Source organism: Kitasatospora sp. NPDC043950, assembly GCF_056435345.1.
The window spans coordinates 1-10,117 of sequence record NZ_JBWKER010000038.1; the positions used below are offsets into that span (position 1 = coordinate 1).

The 10,117-nt window shown below is 70.8% G+C and carries 10 protein-coding genes; 4 read left to right on the forward strand and 6 right to left on the reverse strand.

Annotated elements, in window-relative coordinates; genetic code table 11:
- The coding region (locus AC07BF_RS24460; RefSeq protein WP_478333917.1) for an acyl-CoA dehydrogenase family protein at nt 1–371 on the reverse strand (371 nt) is incomplete at its 3' end.
- A 181-nt stretch (nt 372–552) separates the two neighbouring features.
- Here AC07BF_RS24460 and AC07BF_RS24465 point away from each other — a divergent pair.
- Nucleotides 553–1,890: a UDP-glucose dehydrogenase family protein gene (locus AC07BF_RS24465; protein ID WP_363588024.1), complete on the forward strand. Its 1,338-nt coding sequence runs from the start codon at nt 553–555 to the stop codon at nt 1,888–1,890.
- A 43-nt stretch (nt 1,891–1,933) separates the two neighbouring features.
- On the forward strand, nt 1,934–2,347 hold the full coding sequence (locus AC07BF_RS24470; protein WP_363633225.1) for a CoA-binding protein: 414 nt from the start codon (nt 1,934–1,936) through the stop codon (nt 2,345–2,347).
- 10 nt (nt 2,348–2,357) lie between these two features.
- Here AC07BF_RS24470 and AC07BF_RS24475 read toward each other — a convergent pair whose 3' ends face one another.
- From AC07BF_RS24475 to AC07BF_RS24485, 3 genes are read right to left on the reverse strand one after another with little or no spacing between them, the layout of a single operon-like run.
- A complete protein-coding gene (locus AC07BF_RS24475) occupies nt 2,358–3,563 on the reverse strand; it encodes a dipeptidase (RefSeq protein WP_478333918.1) in 1,206 nt (401 codons plus the stop codon).
- Nucleotides 3,564–3,596: 33 nt separating this feature from the next.
- On the reverse strand, nt 3,597–4,133 hold the full coding sequence (purE, locus tag AC07BF_RS24480) for a 5-(carboxyamino)imidazole ribonucleotide mutase (RefSeq protein WP_063349101.1): 537 nt from the start codon (nt 4,131–4,133) through the stop codon (nt 3,597–3,599).
- Complete coding sequence (locus AC07BF_RS24485) at nt 4,130–5,269, reverse strand: 5-(carboxyamino)imidazole ribonucleotide synthase (protein WP_363588030.1); 1,140 nt, start codon at nt 5,267–5,269, stop codon at nt 4,130–4,132. Before AC07BF_RS24485 ends, purE begins: the two co-directional genes overlap by 4 nt.
- A 246-nt stretch (nt 5,270–5,515) precedes the next feature.
- Here AC07BF_RS24485 and AC07BF_RS24490 point away from each other — a divergent pair, with 246 nt between their 5' ends.
- On the forward strand, nt 5,516–6,091 hold the full coding sequence (locus tag AC07BF_RS24490; protein ID WP_363588032.1) for a GtrA family protein: 576 nt from the start codon (nt 5,516–5,518) through the stop codon (nt 6,089–6,091).
- 53 nt (nt 6,092–6,144) lie between these two features.
- Here AC07BF_RS24490 and AC07BF_RS24495 read toward each other — a convergent pair whose 3' ends face one another.
- Together AC07BF_RS24495 and AC07BF_RS24500 are read right to left on the reverse strand one after the other, a co-directional pair.
- Nucleotides 6,145–7,389, reverse strand: a complete 1,245-nt coding sequence (locus AC07BF_RS24495) for an ATP-binding protein (protein WP_363588083.1) — start codon at nt 7,387–7,389, stop codon at nt 6,145–6,147.
- Between the two features lie 63 nt (nt 7,390–7,452).
- Nucleotides 7,453–8,127, reverse strand: coding sequence for a response regulator transcription factor (locus AC07BF_RS24500; protein ID WP_030290974.1), 675 nt, complete (start codon nt 8,125–8,127; stop codon nt 7,453–7,455).
- A gap of 329 nt (nt 8,128–8,456) precedes the next feature.
- Here AC07BF_RS24500 and AC07BF_RS24505 point away from each other — a divergent pair, with 329 nt between their 5' ends.
- Nucleotides 8,457–9,965 (forward strand): peptide MFS transporter, encoded by a 1,509-nt coding sequence (locus AC07BF_RS24505; protein ID WP_363588034.1) that lies wholly within the window; start codon nt 8,457–8,459, stop codon nt 9,963–9,965.
- The last annotated feature ends 152 nt before the right edge of the window (nt 9,966–10,117 follow it).

A 10,117-nucleotide genomic window follows, 5' to 3' on the forward strand; every position in this document is an offset into this window, starting at 1 on the left:
GCCAACGCCCCCAGGTACTTCGCCTTCAACTCCGACGAACCCGACAACTGCACCGGCAACGAACCCAGCTTGTTCACCGCCGGAATCAACGAGGATGACGCACACACCCGCGCCACCTCCTCGATCACGATCACCGTCGCCAGCGCGTCCGCCCCCGCACCACCGAACTCCTCCGGCACGTGCACCGCATGCAGATCACTCCCCCGCAACGCGTCCAACGCCTCCTGCGGGAACCGCCCCTGCTCATCCACCTCCGCCGCGAACGGAGCGATCTTCGCCTCGGCCAGCGAACGCACCGCCTCACGGAGCATCTCGTGCTCCTCGGAGATACGGAAGAGATCGAAGTCAGCCGCCCCTGCGCTGCCCGCCATGATGCCCGCCTCGTCCAGTGATCGAAGTCAATCCGGGGTTAACTACCGTTCAGTAGAGATCCTAGGGCTCCGACCTGCGGCTGCCTAGCGTCCCCGGCGCACAGGCGATCGAGGCCGGATCCGTCGGGGCGGATAGCATCAGAGGCACCCGTACAGGTCGAGTCCGCACAAAGGGGAACCCGTGACCCTCCGCATCTCCGTGATCGGCACCGGCTACCTCGGTGCCACGCACGCGGCCGCGATGGCCGAGTTCGGCTTCGAGGTGCTGGGCCTGGACATCGACCCCGACAAGATCGCCACGCTGACCGCCGGCCGCGTCCCGATGTACGAGCCGGGGCTGTCCGAGCTGCTACTCAAGCACGTCGCCGGGCACGAGGGTTCGACCGGCCGGCTGCGCTTCACCAGCTCCGTCCAGGAGGCCGCGGAGTTCGGCGACGTGCACTTCGTCTGCGTCAACACCCCGCAGCGCAAGGGCGAGTTCGCCGCCGACATGTCGTACGTCGACACCGCGATCGACGGCCTCGCCCCGTACCTGACCCGCCCGGTCCTGGTGGTCGGCAAGTCCACCGTGCCGGTCGGCTCGGCGAGCCGGCTCGCCGAACGGCTGGCCGCGCTGGCACCCGTCGGCGCGGGCGCCGAGCTCGCCTGGAACCCGGAGTTCCTGCGCGAGGGCTTCGCCGTCCAGGACACCCTGCGCCCGGACCGGATCGTCGTCGGCGCCCACAGCGAGCGCGCCGAGCAGCTGCTGCGCGAGGTGTACGCCGAGCCGATCGCGGCCGGGGTGCCGTTCCTGGTCACCGACTACGCGACCGCCGAGCTGGTGAAGGCCGCCGCCAACTCCTTCCTGGCCACCAAGATCTCCTTCATCAACGCGATGGCCGAGGTCTGCGAGGCGGCCGGAGCCGACGTCACGCTGCTCTCCACCGCGCTCGGGCACGACGAACGGATCGGCCGCAAGTTCCTCAACTCCGGCCTGGGCTTCGGCGGCGGCTGCCTGCCCAAGGACATCCGGGCGTTCATGGCCCGGGCCGGCGAACTCGGCGCCGACCAGGCGCTGACCTTCCTGCGCGAGGTCGACTCGATCAACATGCGCCGCCGCTCCCGGATGGTGGAGCTGGCCCGCGAGCAGTGCGGCGGCGGCTTCCTGGGCCGCCGGGTGGCCGTCCTCGGCGCCGCGTTCAAGCCCAACTCGGACGACATCCGGGACTCCCCCGCGCTCAACGTCGCCGCCCAGATCCAGCTCCAGGGCGCCCAGGTCACCGTCTACGACCCCAAGGCCGTCGACAACGCCCGCAAGATGTTCCCCTCGCTCGCCTACGCCGACTCGGCCCTGGAGGCCGCCGAGGGCGCCCACGTCGTCCTGCACCTCACCGAGTGGGCCGAGTTCCGCGAGCTGGACCCGGCCGACCTCGGCGCCGTGGTCGCCGAGCGCCGTCTCCTCGACGGCCGCAACGTCCTGGACGCCGACGCCTGGCGCGCCGCCGGCTGGACGTACCGCGCCCTCGGCCGCCCCAGCTGACGCCTGCGGGAATCCGGCGCCCGTGGTCGTCGTTGGCACCGGCATGACGAGCTACGGCGACGACGCGACGGTTCGCGAGATCCTCACCGGCACCGGCGACACCTGGGCGGTGGTCGGCCTGTCCGACAACACCGCCCGGGCCGCCTACGGGGTGGCCGGGGTGCTCCAGCGGTACGGCAAGCGCGTCGTGCCGGTGCACCCGAAGGCCGAGACGGTCCTCGGCGAGCCCGGCTACGCCTCGCTCGCCGAGATCCCGTTCCCGGTCGACGTGGTGGACGTGTTCGTGAACAGCGCGCTGGCCGGGGAGGTGGCCGACCAGGCGGTGGCGGCCGGGGCGAAGGCCGTCTGGTTCCAGCTCGGGGTGGTGGACGAGGCCGCGTACGCGCGGACCAGGACGGCCGGGCTGTCCATGGTGATGGACAGGTGCCCGGCCATCGAGATCCCGCGGCTCGGCTGAAACAGGAGCGTCAGCCGTCCAGCTGCGCGATGGTCGCGATGGACGGCCGGCGGCTGGCCCGCAGCCCGGCGGCGACGGACTCGGCGTCGCGCAGGACGCGGACGGCGTTGTGCCAGGTGAGCTTGGCGAGGTCGGCCTCGGACCAGTTCCGGCGCAGGAGTTCGGCGACCAGGTTGGGGTAGCCGGCCACCGAGTCGAGGCCGTCGGGCAGGAAGGCGGTGCCGTCGAAGTCGCCACCGATGCCGATGTGGTCGATGCCGGCGACCTCGCGCAGGTGGTCGAGGTGGTCCGCGACGGTGGCCGGGGTGGCGATCGGGCGCGGGTTGGCGGCCTCGAAGGCGCGCTGGCGCTCCATCGCGGGCGGGGTGGTGTCGAGCGGGTGGAAGCCGTGGGCACGCATGTTCTCGTCGGCGGCGAGGGTCCACTCGATGGCGGCGGGCAGGATGAACTTGGGCACGAAGGTGGCCATCGCCACGCCGCCGTTGGCGGGCAGCTGGGCGAGCACGTCGTCCGGGATGTTGCGCGGGTGGTCGCAGACGGCGCGGGCGGAGGAGTGCGAGAAGACGACCGGCGCCTCGGTGACCCGCAGGGCGTCGCGCATGGTGTCGGCGGAGACGTGCGAGAGGTCGACGAGCATGCCGAGCCGGTTCATCTCCCGGACGACCTCCTCGCCGAACCGGGTCAGCCCGCCGGCCGCCGGCTTGTCGGTCGCGGAGTCGGCCCACGGCACGTTGTCGTTGTGGGTGAGCGTCAGGTACCGCACGCCGAGCTCGTGGAGAGCACGCAGGGTGGCGAGCGAGCAGTCGATGGAGTGGCCGCCCTCGGCGCCCATCAGGGAGGCGATCCGGCCTTCGGCGCGGGCGGCCTCCATGTCGTCGGCGGTGCGGGCGAGCCGGAGCCGGTCGGGGTAGCGCTCGACCAGGGCGTGGACGAAGTCGATCTGTTCCAGGGTGGCGCTCACCGCGTGGTCGCCGGCCAGCCGGGTCGGCACGTAGACGGACCAGAACTGCGCGCCGACCCCGCCCTCCGCGAGGCGGGCGAGGTCGGTGTGCAGGCGGTCGCTCTGGTCGGCGGCGAGGTCGACCGCGCCGAGGTCGTACCCGGCCTGCTCGCGCATCGCCCACGGGAGGTCGTTGTGGCCGTCGACCACGGGGGCGGTGCGCAGCAGGGCCCGGGCGCGGTCCAGCGGGGTGGGGGAGTCCGGATCGGTAGTCATACCGGCTGTTCTACCCCACCCCCACCACCGGGGTTACTTGCCGAAGCCGAAGGAGGAGGAACCGGCCACCTTGGCGCGGAGCTTCTTGCCCTTCTCGGTGGCCTGGTTGTTCAGCTCGGCCTGGAAGTCGGTCATCCGCTCGGTCAGTTCGGGGTCGAACGCGGCCAGCATCCGCACGGCGAGCAGGCCGGCGTTGCGCGCGCCGGCCACCGAGACGGTCGCGACCGGGACGCCGGCCGGCATCTGGACGATGGACAGCAGGCTGTCCATGCCGTCCAGGTAGCGCAGCGGCACCGGCACGCCGATGACGGGCAGCGGGGTGACGGAGGCGAGCATGCCCGGCAGGTGGGCGGCGCCGCCGGCGCCGGCGATGATGGCCTTGAGGCCGCGCCGGTGGGCGTTCTCGCCGTACGCGACCATCTCGCGGGGCATCCGGTGCGCCGAGACGACGTCGACCTCGTAGGGGATCTCGAACTCGTCGAGGGCCTGGGCGGCGGCCTCCATGACGGGCCAGTCGGAGTCCGAGCCCATGACGATGCCGACGAGCGGGCTCGAAGGGGAGGAGGTCATTCGGTGATCGTTCCTCGCAGGTAGGCGGCCGCGTGGCGGGCGCGCTCGCGGACGTCGTCGAGGTCGTCCCCGAAGACGTTGACGTGGCCGACCTTGCGGCCGGGCTTCACGTCCTTCCCGTACATGTGGATCCGCAGGCCGGGGTCGCGGGCCATGCAGTGCAGGAAGGCGTGGTACATGTCCGGGTAGTCGCCGCCGAGGATGTTGACCATGACGGTCCACTTGGCGCGCGGCCGGGGGTCGCCGAGCGGGAGGTCGAGGACGGCCCGCAGGTGGTTCTCGAACTGCGAGGTGACGGCGCCGTCCTGGGTCCAGTGCCCGGAGTTGTGGGGGCGCATGGCGAGCTCGTTGACGAGGATCCGGCCGTCCCTGGTCTGGAACAGTTCGACGGCGAGGTGGCCGGTGATGCCGAGGTCGCCGGCGATGCGCAGCGCCAGCTGCTGGGCCTCGTCGGAGAGGGCCGGGTCGAGGTCGGGCGCGGGGGCGGTGACCTCGGCGCAGACGCCGTTCTCCTGGACGCTCTCCACCACCGGGTAGGCGACGGCCTGGCCGCTGGGCGAGCGGACGACGTTGGCGGCGAGTTCGCGGACGAAGTCGACCTTCTCCTCGGCGAGCACCGGGACGCCGGCCAGGAACGGCGCCTGCGCGTCCTCCTCGCCGGCGACGACCCAGACGCCCTTGCCGTCGTAGCCGCCGCGGACGGTCTTCAGCACGACCGGGTAGCCGGAGCCCTCGGCGGCGAAGGCGGTGACGTCGGCCGGGTCGGCGACGATCCGGTGCCGGGGGCAGGGCACGCCGATGGCGTCGAGCTTGGCCCGCATGACGCCCTTGTCCTGGGCGTTGACCAGCGCGTCCGGGCCGGGCCGGACGGCGATGCCGTCGGCTTCCAGGGCCCGCAGGTGCTCGGTGGGGACGTGCTCGTGGTCGAAGGTGATCACGTCGCAGCCGGCCGCGAAGCGGCGCAGCGTGTCGAGGTCGCGGTAGTCGCCGAGGACGACGTCGGAGACCACCTGTGCGGCGGAGTCCTGGGGCGTGTCGGCGAGGAGTTTGAACCTGACCCCGAGCGGGATGCCCGCCTGGTGTGCCATGCGGGCCAACTGCCCGCCGCCGATCATGCCCACCACTGGAAAATTCACATTGCCCGGGGAAGTCACCCCGCCAGGATATCCGGGCCGGTCGGGGGCGGTGGAACCGCTGGGGTGGGCTGGACGTCCCAGTCAACCCGGAGCCCTGGGGGCTGAGCCGTTCGGTGGAAGCGGGTAGCCTGGACGGCTAGGTCCTGGTCTGCGCAGTCCGATCATGTGCGTGCACGCAGGGCTCAAGGGGTGGACGCGTCCACGCGATCCGCTCTTCGACCCGCAGGCACATGGAGGCAGCCCGGTATGGCGACGACCGCAGCTTCGAGCCCTTCGCTCTCGCAGAAACTGCGGGGGCTGTCAGGCGAAGTGGTGAAGTTCGGCCTGGTCGGCCTGAGCGGCGTGGTGGTCAACTTCGCCGTGTTCTGGGTGTGCCTCAACGGGCTGGGCCTGGCCTCGCTGCGGTCCAACATCGCGGCGACGCTGATCGCCATCGCCACCAACTACCTGGGCTACCGCTACTGGCTGTACCGGGACCGCGACGCCGCCTCGCGCAAGCGGGAGATCACGCTGTTCCTGGTGTACAGCGGCATCGGCATGCTGATCGAGACCGGGGTGCTCGGCTTCTCGGTGTACGTGCTCGGCCTCGACTCGCACTACGAGCAGCTGGGCGCCAAGGTGGCCGGCCTCGCGGTGGCCACCGTGTTCCGCTTCTTCTCGTACCGGACCTGGGTGTTCAAGGCGCTGCCCGAGCCGGTCGCGCAGGAAGCGAGCGGCACCGGCGACACCAGCGGCACCAACGACACCAGCGGCCAGGAGCTGGCCGCCCAGGCCGAACTGATGCTGGCCGCCGAGCAGATCCGCTACGCCAAGGCCGAGTAGCCGGCCGGCCGGCCGCTCTGGACGGCCGCACTCCCGACCGTGCCCGCCCCGGCTCAGTCCGCGTGGCTGCGGCCGAGGAAGAGCGCGAACACCGCGGGCTTCAGCGAGAGCAGTTCGAGCCGCCCGCCGTCCGCCTCCGCGAGGTCGCGGGCGACGGCCAGGCCGATGCCGGTGGAGTTGCGGCCGCTGACGGCGCGCTCGAACACCCGGTTCCCGAGGTCCGGCGGCACGCCGGCGCCCTGGTCCTGCACCTCGACCACCACCGAGGTGCCGGAGGGCCGGACCCGCAGGGTGATCGTCCCGGCGCCGTGCATCAGCGAGTTCTCGATCAGGGTGGCCAGCACCTGGGCGACGGTGCCCGGGGTGCCGACGGCGGTGACCCCGTGCAGGCCCTCCAGGGACAGCACCCGGCCGGTCTCGCGCAGCGACGGGCCCCACTCCTCGACCTGCTGCTTGATCACCTCGTCCAGGTCGAAGGCCACCGCGGTGGGGCTGCGCGGGTCGCGCTGGGTGGTGAGCAGCCGCTGGACGACGTCGGTGAGCCGTTCGACCTGCTGGAGGGCGATGGTCGCCTCCTCCTTGACGGTCTCCGGCTCCTCGGCGAGGGCGGTGATCTCCTCCAGCCGCATGGAGAGCGCGGTGAGCGGGGTGCGCAGCTGGTGCGAGGCGTCGGCGGCGAGCCGGCGTTCGGCGGTGAGCATCCGGGCGATCCGCTCGGCGCTGGTGTCCAGCACCTCGGCGACCCGGTCGAGTTCGGGCACCCCGTAGCGGCGGTCGCGGGGGCGCGGGTCGCCGGAGCCGAGCCGTTCGGCGGTCTCGGCCAGGTCGGTGAGCGGCCGGGCGAGCCGTTTGGCCTGCCAGACGGCGAGCGCCACGGCGGCCTGGACGGCCAGCAGGGCGACCACGCCGAGCAGCAGCAGCATGTTGGCGATCTCGTGGTCGACGTCCGCGCGGGACTGCTCGACGGTGACGACCTCGCCGCTGTTGCCGCGTTCGACGGCCTTCAGCAGGTGGCCGCCGGCCAGGCGTTCGCCGCTGGAGACGACGTCCTGGCCGGGGATCTGCACCTCGACGTAGCTGCCCTCGGTGACCTGGTTGTCGAAGGCCCGGCCGGTGACCGGCTCGCCCGCGGAGAGCCGGTTCTCGACCAGGGCGAGCACCCGGACGGCGGACGCGTCCACCCGGTCCTGGGCCGAGTTGACGATGGTGCGCTTCTCGACCAGGGCGAGCGGCACGCAGAACACCACGACCACCACCAGGACGACGCCCAGCAGCGAGTTGATCATCCGGCGTTTCACGCTGCCGCTCCCCGAGGTGCTCCGCTTCATCGGCCGACTCCCGGCCGCGTTCTCCGTACGGGGCTAATTCTTCTCGAACCGGAACCCCACTCCGCGCACGGTGGCGATGTACCGCGGGTTCGCCGCGTCGTCACCGAGCTTCTTGCGGAGCCAGGAGATGTGCATGTCCAGGGTCTTGGTGGAGGTCCACCAGGTGGTGTCCCAGACCTGCCGCATGATCTCCTCGCGGGTGACCACCCGGCCGGCGTCCCGGACGAGGACGCGCAGCAGCTCGAACTCCTTGGCGGAGAGGGTGAGCTCCTCCTCGCCGAGCCAGGCGCGGTGGGACTCGATGTCGATCTTCACCCCGTGCGCGCCGGTGGTGAGCTGGTCGACGTTGCCGCGCCGGAGCAGGGCGCGGACGCGGGCGAGCAGTTCGGCCAGGCGGAAGGGCTTGGTCACGTAGTCGTCGGCACCGGCGTCGAGGCCGACCACGGTGTCCACCTCGTCCGCGCGGGCGGTGAGCACCAGGACGGGGCAGCTCTTGCCGTCGGCGCGCAGGCGACGGCAGACCTCCAGGCCGTCCATCTCGGGCAGGCCGAGGTCGAGGACGACGAGGTCGACCTCCTCGGTCAGGCCCGCGGCCAGTGCGGTCGGACCGTCCTCGCGGACGAGCACCTCATAGCCCTCACGTCGCAGGGCTCGGGCGAGCGGTTCGGAGATCGCCGGATCGTCCTCGGCGAGCAGCACACAGGTCATGTGGTGATGGTAGTCCGCCCGGGTATGGCGGACTGCCTTGTGAGGTAGTTCACAGAGCGTGATCGTTACACAAGAGCCCCTCCAGGCTCAACACGCCGTCGCAGACCGCCCGTTCGGCGAAGAATCCGGCCTCCAATCTTGAAATTGAAGGGAAATTTGCCCGTCTACCATGGATAGATCGGGCAGATCTGTCACGGACTTTGCCATTCCCATACCTGATTCGTGGCTTTTGTCATCTGATAACGCTAAATATCGCCACGTAGAGTGGTTCCGTCCACGTCCGCCGCCACCCCCCTTGGCGGACGCTGTCAGGCAAGGAACCCCTACTCATGGCGTCTACCACCCTGGAAGCCGGCCTCACCCCGGCCTCGCCCAGCGGCAAGACCTTCCTCGGTCACCCCCGAGGGCTCGCCACGCTCTTCCTGAGCGAGATGTGGGAGCGCTTCAGCTACTACGGCATGCGCGCCCTGCTGGTGCTCTACATGACCGCCTCCGTCACGGACGGCGGCCTCGGCATGAAGCTGGCGACCGCCGGCGCCGTGTACAGCGTCTACACGGCCATGGTCTACCTGCTGGCCCTCCCGGGCGGCTGGATCGCCGACCGCTTCCTCGGCGCCCGCAAGACGGTCGCCATCGGCGGCACGATCATCATGCTCGGCCACTTCCTGCTGGCCGTGCCGTTCACCGGCGCGTTCTTCGCCGGTCTGGTCTGCATCGCGGTGGGCTCGGGCCTGCTCAAGGCCAACATCTCCACGATGGTCGGCCACCTCTACGACGGCCCGAACGACCCGCGCCGCGACGGCGGCTTCACGATCTTCTACATGGGCGTCAACCTCGGCGCCTTCTTCGCCCCGCTGGTGGTCGGCACCGTCGGCCAGAAGGTCGACTGGCACCTGGGCTTCGCCCTGGCCGGCATCGGCATGGCGCTCGGCCTGCTCCAGTTCCTGCTGGGCACCCGCCACCTGAGCCCCACCAGCGACATCGTGACCTCGCCCATCGGCGCGGACGAGAAGCGCAAGATCTTCCGCAAGGCCGGCATCTGGCTGGCCGCGGCGGTCGTCTTCTACGGCATCGTCGTCTCCACCGGCCACTTCACCATCGACTGGGCCGTCTGGCCGCTGTCCATCGCCGGCCTGGCGATCCCCTTCTTCGTGTTCGCCAAGGTGAAGCGCGACAAGGACCTCAGCGCCGACGAGCAGTCCAAGATGAGCGGCTACATCTGGTTCTTCGTCGCCGCCGCCGTGTTCTGGATGATCTACGACCAGTCCGGCTCGACGCTGAACGTCTTCGCCAAGGACCACACCGCCTCGACGCTGTTCGGGATCAACTTCCCGTCCAGCTGGTTCCAGTCGCTCAACCCGCTGTACATCATGGCGCTGGCCCCGGTCTTCGCCTGGCTCTGGGTCGCCCTGGCCCGCCGGTCGAAGAACCCCAGCACCACCATGAAGTTCGCCTTCGGTCTGCTGATGATCGGCGCCTCCTTCATGGTCATGATGCTGGCGATGGCCGCCGCCACCGGCGACACCAAGGTCACCCCGCTGTGGCTGGCCATGGTCTACCTGGTCCAGACCGTCGGCGAGCTCGCCCTCTCCCCCGTCGGCCTGTCCGTGACCACCAAGCTGGCGCCCGCCAAGTACGCCAGCCAGATGGTCGGCGTCTGGTTCCTCGCCGTCACCGCCGGTGACTGCGTGGCCGCCATCTTCCAGCTGGTGCTGGGCGACAAGGTGGTCGGCAGCAGCTGGTACTTCGCGGTCCAGGGCGGCATGGCGATCGTCGCCGGCCTCGCGCTGGCGATGTACCGCAAGCGGGTCGTCACGCTCATGGGCGACGTCCACTGACGCTCACGCCCGCCCGCTCCGGGGGCGGGGGGGGGGGGTGGGGGGGGGGGGGGGGGCGGGGGGTTTTTTTCCCCGAAACGGCACCGCCGCTGTTTCTCTGTGGGCTCGGACGAAAGACAACCAAGTTACGGATACCATTTCCCATGACCGTA